Source organism: Capnocytophaga sp. oral taxon 323, assembly GCF_001278825.1.
Classification (GTDB): Bacteria; Bacteroidota; Bacteroidia; order Flavobacteriales; family Flavobacteriaceae; genus Capnocytophaga; species Capnocytophaga ochracea.
On record NZ_CP012589.1, the window covers coordinates 1,634,192 to 1,656,017 of the forward strand.

A 21,826-nucleotide genomic window follows, 5' to 3' on the forward strand; every position below is an offset into this window, starting at 1 on the left:
AAAGCCCGCAAATATACTTCTTTTTTTATTTTAAAGAGAGAATATTACAAAAACATTCGTGTACAATCACCGTCCCCACATTCCCCCTAATGCCTAACGCCTTTCCGTCGCTACCCTAGTGCCTAAGGCCTAGTGCCTATTGCCTATGCCTTAATGCCTCACACCTCCTCATTTTCTCATTTCCTCATTTCCAAATTTCCTCATTTTCTAATCCCTATCACCTCCTAGTGCCTAAGGCCTATGGCCTGTGGCCTTTCTCCCATTATATCCATTTCAAAAAATATTTATACCTTTGCACTACGCATTAATACTTTATTATGAAAGACGATTTGTTGTATCTTATTGCCTTAAAGAAAATCCCTCTCATAGGCGATATAACTGCCAAGAAACTCATCTCTCACTTTGGAAGTGCTCAAAACGTATTCGCTCAACCCAAAAGTGCCTTAGAGAAGGTAACAGGTATTGGCTCTAAGATTACTCAAAACATACTCAGTGCTCGGTGTTTGCACGAAGCAGAAACCGAATTGCAATTCACTCAAAAGCAAAACATCAGTATTATAACCTATACCGATGAACAGTATCCCTCCTCACTCAAACAGTGTGTAGACAGCCCAATACTGTTTTACCAAAAAGGAAATATCCACTTGCAAAATAAACGACTGCTCAGTATTGTAGGCACTCGCAATATTACCAGCTATGGCACAGCTTTTTGCGAAAAACTCATCGAAGAACTCGCCTCGTTAGATGTGGTAATCGTCAGTGGTTATGCCTATGGAGTAGATATTACCGCCCATAAGGCAGCGATGAAACACCGCCTACAAACGGTGGCTTGTCTTGCCCACGGACTCAATACTATCTACCCCGCTGCTCATAGTAAGTATTGTGAGGCAATGGAAGAAAACGGCGGGTTCATCACCGATTTCAGTAGCCAGAGTCCCTTCGATAGAAAGAATTTCCTCAGCCGTAATCGCATTATCGCAGGGCTTTCACAGGCGACCGTAGTTGTTGAGTCCGGACTAAAAGGCGGTAGCTTAGTCACTGCCGATATAGCTTTCTCCTACAACCGCGAAGTATTTGCCGTGCCAGGGCGCACCACCGACCCGTATAGTATGGGGTGCAATGAACTGATACGCAACGGTAAAGCAACCCTACTCACCTCAGCCAAAGACCTCATCTATCAGTTAGGTTGGGATACCCCAGCCCCAAAAGCCGTACAGCAAGAACTTTTTGTAACTCTTTCTCCTGAGGAAGAAACTATTAGCGCATTTCTCAAAGCCAATGGTAAACAAAGTTTAGACGAGCTCGCCTTGGGGTGCCAAATGCCCATCTACCAACTCTCTAATCTCCTCTTTCAAATGGAAATCAAAGGAGTGATAAAACCCCTTCCAGGCAAGAGGTTTGAAGCAATCTAATAACTGAATCCTAATCCCTTGAACAGAAAAATCATACATATCGATATGGACGCCTTCTATGCTTCGGTAGAACAGCTTGACTACCCCGAACTGCGTGGGAAAGCAATTGCAGTAGGCGGAGGGGAACCACGCGGTGTGGTAGCTACTGCCAGCTACGAGGCGCGCAAGTTTGGGGTGCGTAGTGCTATCAGTGGGGCACAAGCGCGCAAACTGTGCCCACATCTCATTTTTGTAAAACCTCGATTCGAGCGCTACAAGCAAATATCGATGCAAATACGGGCTATTTTCCACGAATATACTGATTTGGTCGAACCTCTTTCCCTTGATGAAGCTTACTTAGACGTAACCGTAAACAAAAAGGGCAACCCTTCGGCTACCCTTATCGCCCAAGAGATTCGCCAACGCATCTTCCAACAAACCGGACTCACGGCTTCGGCAGGCATTTCGGTAAATAAGTTTATCGCTAAAATCGCCAGCGACTACCGTAAGCCCAACGGACAAACCACCATCACCGAAGCCGAAGTGCAAGATTTTTTAGACAGACTCGATGTGCGCAAGTTCTACGGTATAGGCAAAGTAACAGCCGAGAAGATGTACCAGCTGGGGATATTTAAAGGAAGGGACTTGCGCGAGAAATCATTGGAGTTCTTAGAGCGGAATTTTGGTAATAGTGGTCATTATTACTACGAACTCTCACGAGGCATTCACCGCAGTGAGGTACAGCCTTTCAGAATACGCAAATCAGTAGGTGCAGAAGAAACTTTTGCCGAGAACCTCACCAGCGAGGTGTATATGCTACGCGAACTCGAACATATAGCCGAAGACGTAGCCCGTCGTCTCGACAAACAGCAAGTAGCCGGCAAAACTGTTACTCTGAAAATTAAATACAGTAACTTTACGGTGCAAACGCGCAGTAAAACCCTTAAAGATTTCATAAGTAGTAAAGACGACATACTCTTGCACATCAAAGAACTGCTCTATCAAGAACGCCCTGCCGAATCAGTACGACTCTTAGGTATCTCGCTTTCTCACCTCAACAACGAACCCGAAAAAGAAGAAGTAAAGAAGCCAATGTACATACAACTAAAACTAGAATTCCCAGATTGATAAGAAAGAGTTATTGTTATACCTCTAACCTGCCCGATTTGCTCGATAAGTCTGACCTATCAAAAAAACATTTTTATCACTACTCATTTGCTAATTCTCTCACTTGTTAATTTCCCGCCCGTCGTGCTACGACTGCCTGTACGGCTCGTATCTAATTCTCTAATTTTCTAATTTCCTAATTATTTCATACCTTTGCGTCCTAAAATAAAATCATTTATGGAACAAACTTTACCCGCAGGACACCCAGTGCATACCTATATGCTTGAAGCTGAACTCATTTACTCACTTATGGACGAGTTGCTCAGCATAGACCCTCATACCGACTATCAGAAATTTTACAACGTGTTTAATCATCTGGCAACGGTAGAAAAACACTTTGCTCGCAAAGAAAACCAGCTCTTCCCTTTCTTGGAAAAACGCGGTTGGACGAATCCTTCACAGAATATGTGGTCTTTCCACGATACCATTCGCGATATCTTCCGTTTGGTACGCAAAAACTTAGAAGAAAAAGACCTTGATGCGGCGCAAACCAATGTGCACTATATCGAAGATAACTTAGGTCGTTTGCTAAATGTAGAAGCGAATATCCTGTTCCCAAACGCCTTGCAATTACTCACCGAAGAAGATTGGATTGAAATGCGCAAAGGCGAAGAGGAAATAGGTTGGATGCTGAAAGAAGAACCTGCACCTTACCCTAACAACAACCCCAATGAGCCTGTGTACGTACACCCTTCAATGGATACCGAACGCCGCACCGATGTGCAGTTTAGCGACGATGCTACGCATTACGACGAGGGTTATATGACTGTTGAACAGGTGAACCTCTTGCTTAAAACCCTCCCTATTGATATCACTTTTGTAGATGAACACGACCGCGTGATTTTCTACAACCGTGGCGAAGAACGCGTATTCCCTCGCAGTGCCGGTATTATAGGGCGTGAAGTGAAGTTCTGTCACCCGCCTAAGAGTGTGGGCACGGTGCTTAAAATCGTAGAGAACTTTAAAGCAGGTACTCAAAACGAAGCTAATTTCTGGTTCAATTATCGCGGTCGCCTTATCTATGTGCGTTATTTTGCAGTGCGCGACAAGGATAAGAACTACAAAGGCGTGATTGAAATGTCGCAAGATATTACCGATATTCAGAAAATAGAAGGCGAACGCCGTTTATTGGAGTGGGATAACTAATGAAAGACTTATTCGGACAAGCTATTTTAGATTATCAGCAAGGGCAATATACTGAAGATATTAAAACGGAAACTACCATTTCCGAAGAAGATGTATTGCCCTTGCCTTATTTGTTTCGCTCTTTTGAACAGATGCCTGCGTTAGAGCAAAAAGCCCTACAAATGGCGAAAGGTAAAGTATTGGAAGTGGGGTGCGGAGCAGGCTCTCACGGACTCTATTTGCAGAACGAGCGTAAGCTTGAAGTACATTCTATCGACCTATCGCCTAAGGCTATTGAGGCGTGCTTGTTGAGAGGTTTACGCAACGCCAAAGTGCAGAATGTATTGGAAACAATAGGGCAGTACGACACCATTCTCTTACTGATGAATGGCGCAGGTATGTGCGGACGATTGAAACAAATGGGCGTTTTTTATGCTCATCTGGAAACTCTCTTAGCTCCACACGGACAAATCCTCACCGATTCTTCTGATATTATCTATATGTTCGATGAGAACCCCGATGGCAGTTATGATATACCGCTCTATTTTGATTATTACGGAGAAGTGGATTATGTGGTGAAGTATAAAGGAGAAAAAGAAAATCCCTTCCCCTGGATGTATGTAGATTACAACACTTTACAAAACGTAGCAATTTCAGTAGGTTTACAATGCGAACTCATCGCCGAAGGAGAGCATTTTGATTACCTTGCAAAATTAGCAAATTAGGAAATTAGCAAATGATTGGATAGCTTCACATTTTCTAATTATCACATTATCTAATTACCTAATTTCAAGGTATTTATGCATTTGTAAAGAGGCTTTCCACTGAGGATGTGCCATTACATAATCTACAATTTTAGGCATTACCTCAGCGCGTTTGCTCCACTCGGGTTGGAGGTAAAGTAAGCACTCAGGCGATACTTGCGCTGCCATTTCTTCGGCAAAAATAAAATCGTGATTGTTATAGATTACCATTTTGAGCTCATTAGCTTTTTGAAGAACGTCTCCTACGGGACGTTTTATTTTTTTAGGCGATAGGCATATCCAATCCCAAGAGCCTGATAACGGATGTGCTCCTGAGGTCTCTATATGAGTGCGAGCACCTCCTGCTCTCAGTTTTTCGGTAAGTAAAGTTAAGTTCCACATCAGTGGTTCACCCCCTGTAATAATGATAGTTTTGGAGTGTGCTAAGGCTTCGGCTACAATGGTATCTACGGGCACTAAGGGGTGAGCTTCGGCTTGCCAACTTTCCTTTACATCACACCAATGGCAACCCACATCACAACCACCTAAGCGAATGAAATAAGCGGCTGTTCCTTTGTAGAAACCTTCGCCTTGTAAGGTATAAAAAGCCTCCATCAGGGGGAGGAGTTCCCCTTTCTGCAAGGCTATCTGTGTATCTTTGTTTAGCATTTATTATTCGTAATTAGCCACATCTAATATCCACGGGTCGGGAATTTCGGTGTTTTCTCGTACTTCTTCTACCTTTTTCATAGCTTCGTCGTAGGTATTATAACGGGCTATATAAATGTAGTTTAGTACTTGGTCTTTATTGTAATACACTTGGGCATCATACCCCCATTTCTTCATTTCTTCTACCCGTTTGTTTACATTATTGAAGTTTAAGAAGACTCCCACTACCACATAATAACCCTGCTGAGTATCGGTGACTTTCAGTTTGCTTATTCTCGTTGAACGGTGTAAATGGGTAATCTCCTTTGGATTATTTTCTATCTCCAAAGCGGTAAGAAACAAATAATAACGGTCGCGACTACGTGTATAACTCAAATCTAATGAATTGGTGTTGTTAGGAATGAGGTATTGATTGTCGTTTTTGATATCCATACGGAAGATATCAAAGCCTAAGGTGTTTTCGCTGTTAGGGGTGCGTGTTTTTACTATCTCATCGTTATTTGTAATGGCACTGCTAAAAAAGTTTTGATTAGGGCGCCATTTGCTTTCCAAAGAGGAGGTTTTACCGCTGGTAGGTACACCAATGGCTACATTATCACCTGCCATATTAAAGTCGCCTTCGAGGGCTACTCCCATAATACGCGTTTTAAAGTCGCCTGCCTCAGGGGTTTTAAATCCACTAAAAGTAAAGGTTTTGGAAGCTTCGTTAGTAATAGCCGAAAAGCCATCATAAGTAATGATTTTCTTTACATTGCTATCAGGATTTTCGTATACTATTACTAACGCCCAGCCTGCTGCCGAACCGCCTTCTATTTGCCCCAAAGCAGCTTTTACATTGGCTACGGTATAATCGCCTTCTATTTTAGTTGCCGGAGCTAAAAGATTGGTGATATTGGCGTAATACACATAAGGTGCTGAATTTTTTAGCTCATCGTCGGTGCGTCCGTCGTAAATGAGTTCACCAGCGATAGGAGTATAGGTATTGGTTTCGGGTATTTTCAGCAGTATACTACTGGCGTCTTCTCTATTGGAATCAACAGGGATATTTTTATTACCTCTTAGGGTGCCCTTAGTATATGGATAGGTAGCCGACCAATACAAACCTGCATAAGCTACCTTTCCGCCTGTTCCTTCGTAAGAGAAATTGGCACTACTAGATGAAAACGTATTAGGGTCGGCATCGATATCGATGTATTGCATATCGAACTCGTCGTTGAGTTTAGCTTTCGGACTACGGTCGTTATAAGGGTCGTTAGGGCTATTGCGTTTCTCTTTACGGTTAAGAATGTTATTCCCTATAATTTTGATATCCCCTTTGATAAAGGTTTCGTACCTAATGTTAAAATCGGTAGTAGATTGTGCTTTTAGGGAGAAAACTAGTCCCACACAAGCGAGCAATGTGATGATATGTTTCATAAACTTACTATTTTCTTGGCAATCCGGAGGGCTTCGGTGCCTTGTTCGAGAGTAACCATAGGGGTCGTATCGTTTACAATGGCATTGGCAAAGCTTTCGAGCTCGTCTAAGATAGCGTTGTTATTATGTATTTCAGGGTATTCGAAATAGATTTGACGGCGCTCTCCTTCTGCATTTTGGAGTATCATATCGAAATCACCTGGTACTTCTGGGGCGTCTTTCATCTTCACTACCTCTACTTTTTTCTCCAAAAAGTCTACGGATATATAAGCGTCTTTCTGGAAGAAACGGCTTTTGCGCATATTCTTCATAGAGATACGACTGGCAGTGATATTGGCTACACAACCGTTCTCAAACTCCAAGCGTGCATTAGTAATATCGGGGGAATGACTGATGACCATTGCACTACTTGCCGAAATGTGTTTCACCTTAGATTTTACGACACTTAGGATTACATCGATATCGTGAATCATCAGGTCGAGCACTACGGGCACATCGGTACCACGAGGGTTGAACTCAGCTAAGCGGTGTGCCTCGATGAACATAGGGTTGTGAATTTGGTCGCGTACGGCGATAAAAGCCGGATTGAAGCGCTCTACGTGTCCTACTTGCCCTTTCACGTGGTGTTCTTTGGCAAGAGCAATCATAGCTTCAGCCTCTTCTACCGTAGTAGCGATAGGTTTTTCGATAAAGAGATGTTTGCCTGCTTTGATAATCTTTTCGGCACACATAAAATGGTTGAGGGTAGGGGTTACTACATCTACCATATCACATTCGGCGATAAGCGCTTCTATACTATCGAAACGCTTGTAGCCAAACTCTTCGCTTACTTTTTTAGCGTTTGCTTCATCGGGGTCGTAGAAGCCTACGAGTTCGTATTTTTCGGATTGGTTGAGCAATCGCAAATGTATCTTTCCTAAATGTCCTGCACCGAGGACGCCAGCTTTTAATTTTGTCATTTTAATATCCTATTTTGGTGCGTACCCTGCGCAAAGTTTCATCGGCTACGCGGTGTGCTTTGGCAGCACCTTCTTTTAATATAGCATCGAGTTCGCTTAAATGCTCCATATAGTAAACATAGCGCTCGCGTGGGGTAGCAAATTTTTCTAATATCAGTTCGTAAAGGGTTTGTTTGGCTTGACCGAAGCCATAACCTCCTGCACGGTAAGCCTCTTCCATTGTTTGTATTTGCTCAGGAGAAGCTAACAGGCGGTAGAGCCTCATCACGTTGCAAGTATCGGGGTCTTTGGGTGCTTCCAAAGGAGTACTATCGGTTTGGATTGCCATTATTTGCTTGCGGAGTTGTTTTTCGGGCAAGAAAATATTGATGAAATTGTTGCGTGACTTGCTCATCTTTTCGCCGTCGGTACCTGGTATAATCATTATTTTCTCCTCTATTTTAGCTTGTGGCAATACGAAAGTTTCGCCCATTTGGTGATTGAAACGAGAAGCTACATCGCGGGTAATTTCGAGGTGTTGTAACTGGTCTTTGCCCACAGGTACGACCTCAGCATCATACAAGAGTATGTCGGCTGCCATTAGCATAGGGTAAGTGAAGAGCCCAGCATTTACGTCTTGCAGGTAGTCCATTTTGTCTTTAAACGAATGGGCGAGGGTGAGGCGTTGGTAAGGAAAAAAACAAGCCAAGTACCACGAGAGTTCAGCGGTTTGGGGTACATCGCTCTGGCGGTAGAAGGTTACTTTATCAGTATCTAAACCGAAAGCTAACCAAGTGGCAGCAACGCTATAAGTGTTGGCGCGGAGTTGCGCACCGTCTTTTATTTGAGTAAGGGAGTGCATATCGGCGATGAACAGAAACGATTCGTTAGAAGGGTCTGATGCCATTTGCACTGCGGGGAGGATTGCTCCGAGGATATTTCCTAAGTGGGGAGTACCTGTACTTTGAATGCCTGTTAATACACGAGCCATTGTTTTATTAAAATAATAAGTTAAGAAAGTGCAAAGGTATGAAATAATTAGGAAATGAGAAAATTAGAGAATTAGGAAATTTGCAAATGAGAAAATTAGGAAATGAGAGAATGAGGAAATGAGAAAATGAGAGAATTAGGGAATGAGGCGTGAGTTTGAGTTATAGGAATGAGGCTGTGCCTCAGAAATTAAACAAATTTTAAACAAAATCAAGGCTGCGCCTTGTAAACCAGCGGAGGTATTACCAGTTTATTCAACTTTGGCAAAGGTGCGAGCCACACAGGCAGTTGTAGCACGACGGGCAGAGAAAAATTAGTAGATTAGCAAATTTGAAAATTAGCAAATGTGGAGGGTTGGAGGACTCGGAAGGAAACGGAGAAGAACGGAAGAAGGGAAGGAGGGGTTTTGATGAAAAAAGGGTGTAAGGAGGGTGGAGTTAGCTTATAGAGAGCTTATAGGAAGCTTATACGAATCTTGGACGATTGGTATAGGAAGGGTATATAAGTAATTGACTCATAGTATAATACAGTGATGCAAAAAATGACAAAAACGGGGTTTCGAGGCGAAAGAAAAGGGAATAGGCACTAGGCCTTAGGGCATAGGTAGTAGGGGGAAGTGTGGCGGAAAAGCGGAGGAAACCTCCCCCTAATCCACTCCAAAGGGGGAACTGTGACGAGTCATTTATTCGGTAAGCCCCCGAACCCCCGAAGGGGGACAAGCTGGGAAAGGAGACTAACCTCTCCCTTCTCACATACTCCGCTCTCGCGGACTTCCTTTAAAAGGGGAATGTGGTGACCAATAGGGGGTTGTAAAAGGTTTTGGAGAGGTTGGGAGGGGCTCGGAGGTGGGGTATTATGACGATTTTTTGGTGAAGATAAATTAATTTTATAGTTTTGCGCCCTCAAACTAAAAATACTAACACATATGAAGAAATTTTTATTTGGGGCATTTGTTGCCCTTGCCACAATGATTTCGTCTTGCGGAAGCAAAGATGATAAAACGCCTGAGCCTCCACAGAAAACTGTCGAACTGATAGGAGCGTGGCAAATGGAATCGTCTACCATAGACGGGAAACCGAAGACGGTTTCAGAATGTACACTGAAAGAAACGATTGTTTTTACTGAAAAGACAATAGAACGTCTTTCGTTTAAGAAAAGAGATGGTAATTGCTCCTATGAGAAACAAGACCTTTTGACTTACACTCTTTTTGGGAACACCTTTACAACCAAAGATGGTACTACCTCTTTTACCATTACTGGGGGTAAACTTGTGATAGAGGGAGTCTATACAGATGTACAAGGAAACAAAAAGCCTTCTACCACTACCTATAAAAGAATTACCGAAAAAGAATTGACAGCTCTTAGAGCGATGGAGTATAAAGCTCCTGATTACAAAAAACAACTGATAGGGGCGTGGCAAATGGAATCGGCAACTCTTGATGGTGAGAAGTTAGCGTTTTCGGAGTGCTATTTAAAAGATGCTGTTATTTTTACTGAAAACACAGTAGAAGAGCTTATCTTTAAAAAGTATGATGAATATAATTGTACCTATAAAAAACAAGAAATAAAACCCTATACTATATCGGGGACAACTATTACAATTGAAGGTAAGACAGTTACTTTTACTGTGACTGAAACTAAATTTGAGATAAACGGAACTGGATTAGATGAACAAGGGAGGAAGCGTTCTTTTTCATATACCTATAAGAAAATCAGCGAAAAAGAATTGACAGCCCTTAGAGCGATGGAGTATAAAGCTCCTGAAAAAACTACCGACCCCAAAGCACTCATAGGGGCGTGGCAGATAGAAAAAGCTACCTTTAATGGACAACCTATCGAAAAAGAACCCTGTGAAGATAAACAAGTAGATATTTATAGCGCCAATACAGTAACTAATTATGACTTTGGCTTCAATAATAATACTAATCGTTGCGAGTTTGAAAAAGGCAGAGCGGTGCCTTATACTGCTTCTAATGGTACGATTATTAAAAAAGACGATACTCCTGAGAACTTTTTTGTAAGAGGGAATAGGCTTGTTATTTCATTTATAGATAAAGATGATGACGATAATCAAGGAACGTATGAGTATACATTTAAGAAACTTACAGAGGCAGAACTTGCGGAGATAAATAAATTGGAGAAGAAATAAAAGAAAGACACTAAACGCTGATAATCAGTGATAAAGACATTATAGGTGCGTTAAAGTTTTGTTAAACTCTGGAATTGTTTTGGTAGTTAAAAAAAACGCCGTACCTTTGCCGACGCAATGAGGGTGGTAGCTCATTGTAAAACTTCAAATAATAGTTTTCATAATTTAAAGTTTTGGTTGGTTAATGGAAAAGTCCGATAGTAATATCGGGCTTTTTTTTTGCAGAAAAAGTATTGTTATTTAAAAAAGATTTTATACTTTTGCGGAGAAAAACTGATATAAAGAATGACACCCATATACAGCCAATTACTTATTCCGTTTCTCATTGCAATGGCAGTAGCCATTACGATGGGAGGTAGCGGTACGGCTCCTGCATTCTCGGCAAGCTACGGCGCTAATGTGATTAGAAAGACTGTTATCCCGGGGTTATTTGGGATAATGGTGTTTGTAGGGGCGTTTTTGGCAGGGAAGAAAACGGCGGGTACGATGGGGAGTGGCATATTACCCTCGGAGTATTTGGATTTTACGGTGGTATCGATAGCCTTATTTTCGATAGCGGTAACTATGCTTATTTCGAACATTTCCGGGATACCGCAGTCCACCAGTCAGGCAGCAGTATTAGCCTTAGCGGCACCAGCGTTGTATTTTGAGAAGTTAGACACGAATAGGCTATTTATGGAGATTATACCTGCGTGGTTTATATTACCTGTGATTGCTTATTTTCTGAGTTATTTTGCGGGGAAATACATTTACCAGCCGATGCGCAGGCGAGGGCTGACGATACAGCGGGCGCAAAATGAGAACAAGAAGCGTATTTGGGATGTGGCGTTGGTGATAATGGCTTTGTACGTATCGTTTGCGATAGGCTCTAACAACGTAGCTAATGCGACGGGACCTTTGTATACAATGACGATTAACGAGCTACACATTCGCGAGAGCGACCATATTGTTATCTTGATGTTGGCTACCTTGGTGGTAGCACCGTGTTTTGGCATTGGCGCTTCGCTTTTTGGACATAAGATACTGAAGAATACAGGGAAGGAAATAATACTTTTTGGGAAGTTTGAAGCGGTGATTATCGCATTTATATCGGGGAGCTTGTTGTTACTAGCTTCGGTTGTAAAAGGAATACCCACCTCATTGGTACAAGTGAATGTAGCAGCTATCTTAGGAATAGGCGTAGCGAAGATGGGACATAAGAATATTTTTCGCAAGACTCAAGTAAAGCGATTCTTTGCGATGTGGATGATAGCACCTATTATAGCGTTCTTTTTGTCGTTGTTATTGGTCTTTTTAGCTGATAAGAACCAAATGTTATAAACAAAATACTTAAAGAATTGTTAAAAAATAGGGAGGGAGAAGAGGAAATATAAGAAACAAGAGAAGGAGAGAAGAGAGTGTATAAAACTATAAATCAAACATATATAAAAAATACACAAAAAATAGAATATTAATATATAGTTAAAATTGAGAAAAGATGATACTACATTAAAAAAAAGTAGTATCTTGCGCCCGAATTTTTATGCTAACAAGTGTTTTTACTATGAAAAGAAATTTATTAAAAGTACCTGTTTATATGGCCTTAGCAGGATTGTTGCTCGCAGGTTGTGGCAAGAAGACTGATAAGAACACATCAAGTGCGACAGGTTGGAAAATCAACGCGAAAGAAGGTGGTTTTCAATACAATACAGATTTTAAAGACCAAGAGACAGGTCCTGGTCTTGTGCTCATTGAGGGAGGTACCTTCACTATGGGTCAGGTGGAAGACGACATAATGCACGACTGGAATAACACACCTACCCAACAACACGTACAGTCTTTTTATATGGACGAAACAGAGGTAACCAACAAGATGTATATGGAATACCTCGATTGGTTGAAACGTGTGTTCCCACCAGATGAAGAGCAATATAGAAATATATATATAGGTGCCCTTCCTGATACCTTAGTATGGAGAAGCCCTCTAAGTGCTAATGAAGCAATGGTTAGCAATTACTTGCGTCACCCTGCTTATGCTGAGTATCCTGTAGTAGGGGTAAACTGGGTGCAAGCAGTACAGTTTAGTTCTTGGCGTACTGACCGTGTGAACGAGGCAATCTTGGAACGTGATGGTTATCTTGCAAAAGATGCTCGTTACCAAGTAGATGCTACTAGCACATTTAGTACCGATACTTACCTAAACGCTCCATCACAAACTTACGGAGGTAAGATAGCTGGTGAAATGGGAGGTAAGAAAACTAATAAAGAAGGAGAAGCAACTTATGCTAAACAAACTAGCGGTATTTTATTGCCTGAGTATCGTTTGCCTACTGAAGTAGAGTGGGAATATGCTGCCAAATCTTTGGGTGGTATTCGTGAATATAACTCATTGCAAGGTAGAAAGAAATACCCTTGGGATAGCCAATACACTCGTTCTACCAAACGTAGAACTCGTGGAGACCTCTTAGCTAACTTTAAACAAGGTAAGGGTGACTACGGCGGATTGGCAGGTTGGTCAGATGATAAAGGTGATATTACTGTAGCAGTTAAAACTTACCCACCTAATGACTTTGGTTTGTATGATATGGCAGGTAACGTAGCCGAGTGGGTAGCCGATGTTTATCGTCCTATTGTTGATGATGAAATAACAGATTTCAACTATTATCGCGGTAACGTGTATATGAAACACGCTATTGGTGAAGACGGAAAACAGATAGTAGTAACTCCTGAGAATGTGAAGTATGACACTTTGATGAACGGTAAAATTATCGCTCGTAATTTGCCAGGAAATCTTGCTACTGTTCCTATCGACTCAAACGAAACCTATTTGCGTTATAACTTTACACACTCCGATAACCGTAGTTATCACGATGGTGATAAATCATCTACACGCAACTATCGCAACCAAAATGACTTGATGGCAGAAGGTTCAGAGTATACAAACTCAATGTACAATGCTCCTCGTCCTAAAAGACCAGGTAGCGATATCAGCGGTAAGGGCTATGATACTTCTAACGACCGCACTTCACTTATCGACGACGAAGTACGCGTATACAAAGGAGGTTCTTGGAGAGACCGTGCTTATTGGCTTGACCCAGCACAACGTCGTTTCTTACCTCAGTACATCGCTACTGATTATATAGGGTTCCGCAACGCTATGAGCCGTGTAGGTTCAAAAGCCAAAAAGAACCATAAAACTCCTAAAGGATAAAAACCATAAAATATTTCATAGGCAAAGAGTCTTCTTGAACTTTTCAAGAGGGCTCTTTTCTTTTTTTACAGAAAGTAAGAGAAACAATTTGTTTAACTCAAAAAAACGCTGTAGTTTTGCATTATAAAAGAAACTAATAGTTTATGATAGAAGAGCTTTATCAAAGATATATAAATTCAGCGGGCGTAAGTACTGATACCCGCAATATAACACCTAATAGTATTTACTTTGCCTTAAAAGGAGCTTCGTTTAACGGCAACACCTTTGCTCAAGAAGCTCTTGCCAAAGGAGCCTGCTATGCAGTAATTGATGACCCCGCTTATCACATCGCCGATAAAACACTTTTGGTAGACGATGTCCTCACTACACTCCAACAGCTCGCTACTTATCACCGCAGGAAGCTAAAAACACTCGTTATTGGTATTACCGGTAGCAATGGAAAAACCACCACAAAGGAGCTTATCAAGTCGGTATTATCACAACAACTGAACATAGTAGCTACACAAGGCAACCTAAACAACAATATAGGAGTACCTCTCACTTTGCTCACAATTAGACCAGAAACCGATATTGCTATTGTGGAGATGGGTGCCAATCACCCAGGTGAAATAGCCTTCCTATGTTCTATTGCTGAACCCGACTATGGCTATATTACCAGTATTGGTAAAGCGCATTTAGAAGGCTTTGGTTCTTTTGAAGGCGTCATAAAAACCAAAGGCGAGCTCTATGATTACCTCAAAACACACCATAAAACCATTATTGCCAATGCCGATAATCCTATCACCGAAGCACTTTTGGAAAACTATAACAATGTGTACAGTTTTGGAGTAGGCGAAGGGGTAAACGTCTCTGTGCAATGTCTCAGCACTCAACCCGTGAAAATACAGTTTGCTGACTCGTCCCTACAAACCACCACAGAAGGATTTCCTGCCAATATAGAAGGCTTTAGTGATACTCCCACTGTCGCAACTTCTCATCTGGTAGGAAGCTATAACTTCACTAATATTGCTGCTTCGGTAGCTTTTGGGCGTTACTTCAAACTCTCTACAAAGGCTATTCAGAAGGGCATAGAGAGCTATATTCCTCAAAACAATCGCAGTCAGCTATTGCAATGGGGTAGTAATACTGTTTTGCTCGACGCCTATAACGCCAATCCTAGCAGTATGACTGCTGCTATCGACAATCTCCTTTCTATGAATAGCTTCTCTAATAAAGTGCTTATTCTCGGCGATATGTTTGAGCTTGGCGATTACGCTACTCAGGAGCATCAAAGCATTGTCGATAAACTCAAAGAGCACCAATGGGCAGGGATCTACCTCATCGGAAAGAATTTTAAACAAACTAAAGCACCTTATCCGCAGTATGAAACCTTTGAGGAATTTCAAGAGGTCTTTAAGAATCTTTCTTTTCAAGACACCCTAATACTCATCAAAGGTTCAAGAGGAATGGCTTTAGAAAGACTTATAGCCAACTCTTAAAGAGTATTAAAAAACAACGAAGGGCTGTCGGCATTGCCGACAGCCCTTCGCTTATCCTCTGATAACTACTGATTGTGTTTCTTCACATAATCAATAATTCTTTCTGTAAGATTGATATGGTCAGTACCCCGTACGCCGTGTGCGTGCATCGGGTAGATAAATAACTCTATAAAGTCGTTTTTCTTGATAGACTCACGTGTAATACTCATCAGGTGCTGAGGCACTACTACATCGTCTACACTGCCGTGAATAAATAGTAGTGGGCGCTTCAAATTCGTGAGGTATTTGCCCACTCGGCTATTCTCGTAACCCTCTGGGTTTTCTTGTGGGGTGTCCATATAGCGCTCGCCATACATCACTTCGTAATACTTCCAATCGGTTACAGCCCCTCCTGCCACAGCAGTTCTGAATATTTCAGGGTGACGAGTGAGCAAGCTCGAAGCCATAAATCCTCCAAAACTCCAGCCGTGTACTGCTATCCTATTGCCATCTACATAAGGCAGACTCTTCAAATAATCCACCCCTTTAAGCTGGTCTTTTACCTCTATTTCTCCCAAACGGCGGTGGATTACGCTCTCAAAAGCAAAACCTCTGTTTTCACTACCGCGGTTGTCTAAGGTAAACACAATATACTGTTCGTTTTCTACAAAAGCGTGTAACCACAAGTAAGTATCTGCCAACCATTCGTTTTTCACCTGTTGGGCGTGTGGTCCTCCATATACATAAATCAGCACAGGGTACTTTTTGTTAGGGTCAAAAGTCTTAGGTTTGTGCAATTTACCGTAAAGAGGCGTACCGTCTTCGGCTTTCAGCGTTACAAACTCAGTGGTACCTACCGCAATACCTTCCAGCGGATTCTTAGCCGTAAGCAAACGCTGTCTACTGCCTTTATCCGTACTTACAAGGTCTATATTTTGTGGAACGCTGATACTGCTATAGCTATCCAAAAGATATTTTCCGTCACTGCTCAGCTGTACGTTATGAGTTCCTGCTTCGGGAGTAAGAGCACTCACCTTTTTAGGGTTTTTAAGCTCTATCTTAAAGCAATGTTGCTCACGTGGGTCAGCACCTGTACCGGTGATAAATAGGTATTTCCCTTGTGCGTCGAAACCTAAAATATCTTGCACTACCCAACGGAAATTGCTAATTTGCTTAATGAGTTTGCCATTCACATTGTAATGGTATACATTTGTAAAACCATCGCGCTCGCTTAGCCATAAAAACTCATTTGCGTTGTTCGGCAAGAACACAGCAGGCTTTTCGGGCTCTACCCATTTAGCGTTGCGCTCTTCAAAAATTGTATTTACCTTTTTGCCCGTACGTGCGTCGTAACGGTTTAAGGCAAAGTGGTTCTGCGCTCTGTTTATTTCCGCCAAAAGGATATATCGCTCATCAGGGCTCCAAGCCAAATTCGTGAGAAAGTGCTCATCGGTAGTATTGATGTCTAAATAAGAAACCTTCCCGCTTTGGAAATCGTAAATCCCTACTGCTGCCTGCTCGCTCGGCTGACCTGCCATCGGGTATTTAATCGCTTTTAAGGTAGCAGGAGTAGTGGTAATATCCACCAAAGGGTAATCAGCCACCTTGCTTTCGTCTTTCTGATAGAAAGCTAAATAATTGCCCTTGGGCGAAAAGAAAATGCCTTTATTAATGCCAAATTCGTTGCGGTGAATCGATTTACCCGCTACAATATTCGCATCAGTAAAAGCAGTAACCGCTTGTTTTTCATTCTTTTCAGTAGCCAAATACAAATTATTATCTAAGGTATATGCCACCGATTTTGTAAGAGGATTGTATTCAGCGTTTTCAGCCCCTTTCGGTAGCGTGATACTACTGAGCACATTCTTGCGCTCGTAATTGTAACGGTAATAAGTATTATCCACTTTTAAAACCATTTCCTCTTTATCGATATAGGTGATAGGAGGCAACGAACCACTGTTTCGCAAGTAGCCTTGCAACCACTCAAACCCCATTGTGAGCTCACTGCCAATAGCGCCCACTTTTTCACCTTTGGGGTTGAAAATCTCATACGTATCACCTTTGCTGTATAGATACAGGTCAGTGCCCTCAATCCACTGCAAATTATCCAAAGTTTCAGGAGAGAGCAAGCGGTATCCCATTTCAGAAGAAGGGTCTTGTACCGCGTGAAAAACCGCTTCGGCAACCGTCAGTTTACGGTCTTGAGCTAACGCCGAAAGCGTAATAAAAGCTACGAATAGCGAAGTAATAACTCTTTTCATAATTCAGTTTTACCAATGTAATGAATTGTTTTTACAGCGCAAAAATAAAACATTCTCTTCAAATAGCCAAAGCCTTCACCACTTATTTTTACCCTTTTTCTCGAAAAAATTCCCTATAAATTTGGTCAATTCATTTTTAAATACTACTTTTGCACCGTCTTAATTAAAAACAGACAGGTCTCATAGCTCAGCTGGTTAGAGCATCTGACTCATAATCAGAGGGTCGTTGGTTCGAGCCCAACTGGGACCACCCTCAAAACAAAAGCACTTACAAACATTTGTAAGTGCTTTTCTATTATACCCCAACTTCGGTTTAACTATATTTCCCATCAACCCACACCTCCCTTTTCCATCATACTCTCCCCCTATTACCTATGCCCTAAGACCCCACACTACCCTATTTACTAATTTTCAAATTTCCTAATTTAACTGCCCGTGTGGCTCGCACCACCCCATTTTCTCATTTCCCAATTTGCTAATTCTCTAATTATCCCTTCTCCTTTCCGTCACCACATTCCCCCTTTGGAGGTAGCCAGCGACAGCTGGGTATGTGTAAAAGGAGAGGTTTCCTCCGCTTTTTCGTCACACTCCCTCCTAGTGCCTATGCCCTAAGGCCTAGCACCTCTTCCTCTTTCTTTCGTCTCGAAACCTCGTTTTCACCATTTTTTGCATTGTTGTATTATACTATGAGTCAACTACTTATACACCCTTCCTATACCAATCGTCCAAGATTCGTATAAGCTTCCTATAAGCTCTCTATAAGCTAACCCCACCCTTCTTACACCCTTTTTTCACCAAAATCTCTCCCAACCTCCTTTTGGAAATCTCCGTTTTCTTCCGAATTCTCCTAACAGTCCCAACACATCGCTTTTTCATCTCAAACTTTGGCAAAGTTTAAGACTTTGCCAAAGTTGATGTTTCAAAAAGCTACTTTACAAGGCGAAGCCTTGATTTTGTTTAAATTTTGTTTGATTTCTGAGGCACAGCCTCATTCCTCTAATACAACCTCACACCCCATTTTCTCATTTACTCATTTTCTCTGCCTATCGCTTTTGCGTCGCAATTCCTAGTGCCTATGGACTAAGGACTCGCTCCTAATTTTTAACCCTTATCCTACTACGACTTGCTAATTTGCTAATTACGTCGTATCTTTGCACCCAATAATAAAAGAAAACATCAAGAATGAATACACCGCAAGAATTGTGGCGCAACAAGTAATTAGTAATAAACACCGCAAACTTTACCAAAGTTGAAACCCACTAAAAAATGACAGTAAAGATAAAAAACCTATCAAATAACGAGCTCCCTTCATATCAAACCGAAGGAGCCGCAGGCGTAGACCTAAGAGCTAATTTGCCTAACAGCAACATCACCTTACAACCCTTAGAGCGCACCCTCGTGCCTACCGGCTTATTCTTAGAAATACCCGAAGGTTATGAAGCACAAGTGCGTCCGCGTAGCGGTATGGCAATCAAGCACGGCATTACAGTAATCAACAGCCCAGGTACTATCGATTGTGATTATCGTGGCGAGGTAAAAGTTCCTATCGTAAACCTATCCAATGAACCTTTTACCATTGCCCACAGCGACCGTATTGCCCAAATGGTATTTGCCAAGTATGAGAAAGCCACTTTTGAAACTGTAACCGAGCTTTCACAAACTGAAAGAGGTGCCGGAGGCTTCGGAAGCACCGGAGGTAATTAAGCAAATAGTCTCATTGAGAAATAACATATTATGAAAAAAATCATCTTAATCCTTACAGTCTTGCTATTGGTGAGCTGTAAAACCAAACAAGCAGTAGTAACTCCCGCTGGTAGAACAAGCGTTGATAAACAAGCCAAAGAAATTATCAACCGCCACCTAAAATCGTTTCCTGCTTTTAAAACACTTAGCGCTAACCTGCAAGTAACTTATAAAGACGGTAAGAATGAGCAGAGTTTGCCTCTATCTTTCCGTATGGAGAAAGACAAAACAATATGGGTATCCGCTCCTTTGGGAGTAGCCAAAGCGCTCATCACCCCCGAAAAAGCCGAATATTATAACCGTTTAGACAGTTCTTTTTTCAGCGGTGATTTTAGTTATATCAGCAAACTGTTAGGCATTGATGTAGGTTTTAACGAATTACAGAACCTATTATTAGGCAATGCGCTTTACAGTCTCAACTTTAAAAGCGAAGGTTTTATCAAGCTCCTCCCTGAGGACAACAACCGCTATAATATTGAAGTCACCGGCGAGTCGCCCGTAGAAGTGATTTACCGCTTTTTTCCTGATAATTACCGTGTGGAGGTTACCGAAGTAAATCATTTGGGAGCAAACCAAAAGGCAATAGCAACTTACAGCTATCAGCAAGTGGGGGAACTCTTATTACCTCTCTCCATTAAGATAGTTGCCAGCGAGGGAGAAAATAGCACCCAAATCACTTTAGAGTTCAAAGGATTGGATTTAGATAAGAAACTGTCCTTCCCTTTTAAAATCCCATCGGGAATGAAAGAAATAACAATAAACAAGTAACAAATGTGTCTCAAACTTTGCCAAAGTTCTTGCCTGTGTGGCTCACACCTTTGACAAAGTTAAAAATACGTTAAACTGTCCGTCGTGCTACGACCTATGAATATACTAAAAATTACACTGCTTTTGCTTTGCTTTCCGCTACTCCTTACAGCGCAAACTAAGCAAAAAGAATTAGAACAACGCAAGAAGGCACTGCTCGAACAAATCAAGCAGATGTCCGCTTTACGCCAACAACAAAGTCAGCAACACAAAACTACCATTCAGCAGATAGAAGTTGCTAATGAGAAGATATTAGCGCGCACACGCCTAATACAAATCAATCAGCAACAGGCGAATTTGCTTTCTAAAGAAATAGCTGACAACGAGGAACAACTGCGTACCCTCAAAAAAGAATTGGAATACCACAAAGGCGAATACGCTAAGATTATCAAACAGTCGTTCAAAAGTAAATCGGCACAAAACCGATTGCTGTTCTTGCTCTCTTCCGAAAGTTTTTCGCAAGCCTACAAGCGATTGGCTTATATGAAACAGTATGCCAACTATCGCAAAGAGCAGGTGAGCCTCATACGAGAAAAGACTGATAAAATAAAGACTATCAACAATACTTTGGTAGCCCAACGCAATACTAAAAACCAAGTATTGGAAGAGCAACGCCAAGAGCAAGCTACTTTGGAGACTGAGAAAAAGGAACTGGAAGTGTTGGCTACCAATATCCGTGCTGCAGAGCGCAACTACGAAGCACAGATACGCGAAAAACAAAAACAAGCTAACGCTATCGACCGCGAAATACAGCGCCTGATTCGTTTAGCTATTATAGAGGCAAATAAACGTGAGAAAGAGCGTTTAGCTGCTTTAAACAGAGGAAAAAATGCCCCTAAAACTACTTCTTCTCCTTCCTCAGGTTCCAATACTGAAATTATTTTTGTACTTACTCCCGAATCGCGTAAAGTAGCCGATAGCTTCGAAGCCAACAAGGGTAATCTTATTTGGCCAGTGGCAAAGGGCTACAAATCGCAAGGTTTTGGGGTGTATTACGACCCTGTATATCCTGAGTTGCAACATTACAATAATGGGGTAACCATTGCTACTGAAAAGGGTTCAGAAGCCCGTTGTGTGTTTGAAGGGGAAGTATCAGCCATACAATCGATACCAGGAAGTAACAAAGTGGTGCAGGTGCGACACGGTAACTACATCACTATTTATTACAATCTCACTGATGTGTATGTAAAGAAAGGAGATAAGGTAAAAGCCAAAGAGCCTCTTGGCAAAATCTTCACCGATAGCAATGGCAAGACTGAAATGAAGTTCTTTATATATAAAAACACTACCCGCCTCAACCCCGAATTCTGGATACATAAAATGTAATAACATAACAAAATCCCTACAAAAGAAAGTAAACTTTTGTAGGGATTTTTATATGCTGGTTATTGATTGGTTGTGTGAATCTTGAGAGTTACTCAAAGCTTTCTCTAAGGTTATTGATGATTAACAGTTGTGATGGGTATTGATAGGTGGCTTAGTTGCTGAATTTACACAGAATGAGATGTAAATATAGTTGTAAATCAGTTTTGTATATGTAAAACTGATATCAAATTAAAGTTTTGTTATGTTATTCCAAACTGACGTAATTCCAATGCAAGTTTAAGACAAAAAAATATGGAAGAGTGTTATTAAAAGAGTAAACAGACATTATTTTTACATTAATAATATGTTATATACATAAAAATAATTTAGAAAACTACAAAACCCTCGAAGGTATTGTAGTCCCTGAACTCCTAAGAAAATACACCGGTTTTGATATCATCAACTAATGGGCTAA

The 21,826-nt window shown here is 41.5% G+C and carries 16 protein-coding genes and 1 tRNA gene; 12 read left to right on the forward strand and 5 right to left on the reverse strand.

From position 1 onward, the window contains the following. Window positions 1-317 precede the first annotated feature (317 nt). The 4 genes from dprA (at window position 318) to AM608_RS07040 (ending at window position 4,408) form a co-directional block, all read left to right on the forward strand. Complete coding sequence (dprA, locus tag AM608_RS07025; protein WP_053581224.1) at window positions 318-1,412, forward strand: DNA-processing protein DprA; 1,095 nt, start codon at window positions 318-320, stop codon at window positions 1,410-1,412. Window positions 1,413-1,430: 18 nt separating this feature from the next. Next, entirely contained in the window at window positions 1,431-2,519 is a 1,089-nt protein-coding gene (gene dinB, locus AM608_RS07030; protein WP_082315840.1) for a DNA polymerase IV, read from the forward strand. Window positions 2,520-2,735: 216 nt separating this feature from the next. Then, the gene (locus tag AM608_RS07035) at window positions 2,736-3,704 is read left to right on the forward strand and encodes a DUF438 domain-containing protein (RefSeq protein WP_053581226.1); all 969 of its coding nucleotides are present in this window, start codon (window positions 2,736-2,738) and stop codon (window positions 3,702-3,704) included. After that, a complete protein-coding gene (locus tag AM608_RS07040; RefSeq protein ID WP_053581227.1) occupies window positions 3,704-4,408 on the forward strand; it encodes a bifunctional 2-polyprenyl-6-hydroxyphenol methylase/3-demethylubiquinol 3-O-methyltransferase UbiG in 705 nt (234 codons plus the stop codon). Before AM608_RS07035 ends, AM608_RS07040 begins: the two co-directional genes overlap by 1 nt. A 54-nt stretch (window positions 4,409-4,462) precedes the next feature. Here the strand turns inward: AM608_RS07040 and AM608_RS07045 are convergent, their stop codons facing one another. From AM608_RS07045 to trpS, 4 genes are read right to left on the reverse strand one after another with little or no spacing between them, the layout of a single operon-like run. Continuing rightward, window positions 4,463-5,095: a 7-carboxy-7-deazaguanine synthase QueE gene (locus AM608_RS07045; protein ID WP_053581228.1), complete on the reverse strand. Its 633-nt coding sequence runs from the start codon at window positions 5,093-5,095 to the stop codon at window positions 4,463-4,465. A 3-nt stretch (window positions 5,096-5,098) separates the two neighbouring features. Further along, a complete protein-coding gene (locus tag AM608_RS07050) occupies window positions 5,099-6,511 on the reverse strand; it encodes an SPOR domain-containing protein (RefSeq protein ID WP_053581229.1) in 1,413 nt (470 codons plus the stop codon). Beyond that, entirely contained in the window at window positions 6,508-7,470 is a 963-nt protein-coding gene (locus tag AM608_RS07055) for a Gfo/Idh/MocA family protein (RefSeq protein ID WP_002674080.1), read from the reverse strand. The genes AM608_RS07050 and AM608_RS07055 overlap by 4 nt, the downstream gene beginning before the upstream one ends. A 1-nt stretch (window position 7,471) precedes the next feature. Then, entirely contained in the window at window positions 7,472-8,440 is a 969-nt protein-coding gene (trpS, locus tag AM608_RS07060; RefSeq protein WP_053581230.1) for a tryptophan--tRNA ligase, read from the reverse strand. A 924-nt stretch (window positions 8,441-9,364) separates the two neighbouring features. Here trpS and AM608_RS07065 point away from each other — a divergent pair. From AM608_RS07065 to murF, 4 genes are all read left to right on the forward strand, one after another. Continuing rightward, the gene (locus AM608_RS07065) at window positions 9,365-10,588 is read left to right on the forward strand and encodes a lipocalin family protein (protein ID WP_053581231.1); all 1,224 of its coding nucleotides are present in this window, start codon (window positions 9,365-9,367) and stop codon (window positions 10,586-10,588) included. A 285-nt stretch (window positions 10,589-10,873) separates the two neighbouring features. Beyond that, window positions 10,874-11,908: an inorganic phosphate transporter gene (locus tag AM608_RS07070; RefSeq protein WP_016478265.1), complete on the forward strand. Its 1,035-nt coding sequence runs from the start codon at window positions 10,874-10,876 to the stop codon at window positions 11,906-11,908. A 202-nt stretch (window positions 11,909-12,110) separates the two neighbouring features. Continuing rightward, window positions 12,111-13,778, forward strand: a complete 1,668-nt coding sequence (gene gldJ / locus AM608_RS07075) for a gliding motility lipoprotein GldJ (RefSeq protein WP_048747955.1) — start codon at window positions 12,111-12,113, stop codon at window positions 13,776-13,778. 143 nt (window positions 13,779-13,921) lie between these two features. Then, complete coding sequence (gene murF / locus AM608_RS07080) at window positions 13,922-15,256, forward strand: UDP-N-acetylmuramoyl-tripeptide--D-alanyl-D-alanine ligase (RefSeq protein WP_053581232.1); 1,335 nt, start codon at window positions 13,922-13,924, stop codon at window positions 15,254-15,256. A gap of 65 nt (window positions 15,257-15,321) precedes the next feature. On the opposite strand, the gene AM608_RS07085 is transcribed toward murF, so the two are convergent. After that, window positions 15,322-17,496: a DPP IV N-terminal domain-containing protein gene (locus AM608_RS07085; protein WP_053581233.1), complete on the reverse strand. Its 2,175-nt coding sequence runs from the start codon at window positions 17,494-17,496 to the stop codon at window positions 15,322-15,324. A 176-nt stretch (window positions 17,497-17,672) separates the two neighbouring features. Here AM608_RS07085 and AM608_RS07090 point away from each other — a divergent pair. From AM608_RS07090 to AM608_RS07110, 4 genes are all read left to right on the forward strand, one after another. Then, window positions 17,673-17,746, forward strand: a tRNA-Ile gene (locus tag AM608_RS07090). Window positions 17,747-18,762: 1,016 nt separating this feature from the next. Continuing rightward, window positions 18,763-19,200, forward strand: a complete 438-nt coding sequence (gene dut / locus AM608_RS07100; RefSeq protein ID WP_002674355.1) for a dUTP diphosphatase — start codon at window positions 18,763-18,765, stop codon at window positions 19,198-19,200. Between the two features lie 30 nt (window positions 19,201-19,230). After that, window positions 19,231-20,007 (forward strand): DUF4292 domain-containing protein, encoded by a 777-nt coding sequence (locus AM608_RS07105; RefSeq protein WP_053581235.1) that lies wholly within the window; start codon window positions 19,231-19,233, stop codon window positions 20,005-20,007. A gap of 96 nt (window positions 20,008-20,103) precedes the next feature. Further along, a complete protein-coding gene (locus tag AM608_RS07110) occupies window positions 20,104-21,372 on the forward strand; it encodes a murein hydrolase activator EnvC (RefSeq protein WP_009409901.1) in 1,269 nt (422 codons plus the stop codon). Window positions 21,373-21,826 lie beyond the last annotated feature (454 nt).

What these genes read in the sequence shown, in the direction of transcription:
- AM608_RS07070 (WP_016478265.1), top strand. Translation starts at nt 10,874, where the DNA reads ATGACACCCATATACAGCCAATTACTTATTCCGTTTCTCATTGCAATG.
- AM608_RS07065 (WP_053581231.1), top strand. Translation starts at nt 9,365, where the DNA reads ATGAAGAAATTTTTATTTGGGGCATTTGTTGCCCTTGCCACAATGATT.
- AM608_RS07055 (WP_002674080.1), bottom strand. Translation starts at nt 7,470, where the DNA reads ATGACAAAATTAAAAGCTGGCGTCCTCGGTGCAGGACATTTAGGAAAG.
- AM608_RS07045 (WP_053581228.1), bottom strand. Translation starts at nt 5,095, where the DNA reads ATGCTAAACAAAGATACACAGATAGCCTTGCAGAAAGGGGAACTCCTC.
- AM608_RS07040 (WP_053581227.1), top strand. Translation starts at nt 3,704, where the DNA reads ATGAAAGACTTATTCGGACAAGCTATTTTAGATTATCAGCAAGGGCAA.
- AM608_RS07050 (WP_053581229.1), bottom strand. Translation starts at nt 6,511, where the DNA reads ATGAAACATATCATCACATTGCTCGCTTGTGTGGGACTAGTTTTCTCC.
- trpS (WP_053581230.1), bottom strand. Translation starts at nt 8,440, where the DNA reads ATGGCTCGTGTATTAACAGGCATTCAAAGTACAGGTACTCCCCACTTA.
- murF (WP_053581232.1), top strand. Translation starts at nt 13,922, where the DNA reads ATGATAGAAGAGCTTTATCAAAGATATATAAATTCAGCGGGCGTAAGT.
- dut (WP_002674355.1), top strand. Translation starts at nt 18,763, where the DNA reads ATGACAGTAAAGATAAAAAACCTATCAAATAACGAGCTCCCTTCATAT.
- AM608_RS07085 (WP_053581233.1), bottom strand. Translation starts at nt 17,496, where the DNA reads ATGAAAAGAGTTATTACTTCGCTATTCGTAGCTTTTATTACGCTTTCG.
- AM608_RS07035 (WP_053581226.1), top strand. Translation starts at nt 2,736, where the DNA reads ATGGAACAAACTTTACCCGCAGGACACCCAGTGCATACCTATATGCTT.
- AM608_RS07110 (WP_009409901.1), top strand. Translation starts at nt 20,104, where the DNA reads ATGAATATACTAAAAATTACACTGCTTTTGCTTTGCTTTCCGCTACTC.
- dprA (WP_053581224.1), top strand. Translation starts at nt 318, where the DNA reads ATGAAAGACGATTTGTTGTATCTTATTGCCTTAAAGAAAATCCCTCTC.
- AM608_RS07105 (WP_053581235.1), top strand. Translation starts at nt 19,231, where the DNA reads ATGAAAAAAATCATCTTAATCCTTACAGTCTTGCTATTGGTGAGCTGT.
- gldJ (WP_048747955.1), top strand. Translation starts at nt 12,111, where the DNA reads ATGCTAACAAGTGTTTTTACTATGAAAAGAAATTTATTAAAAGTACCT.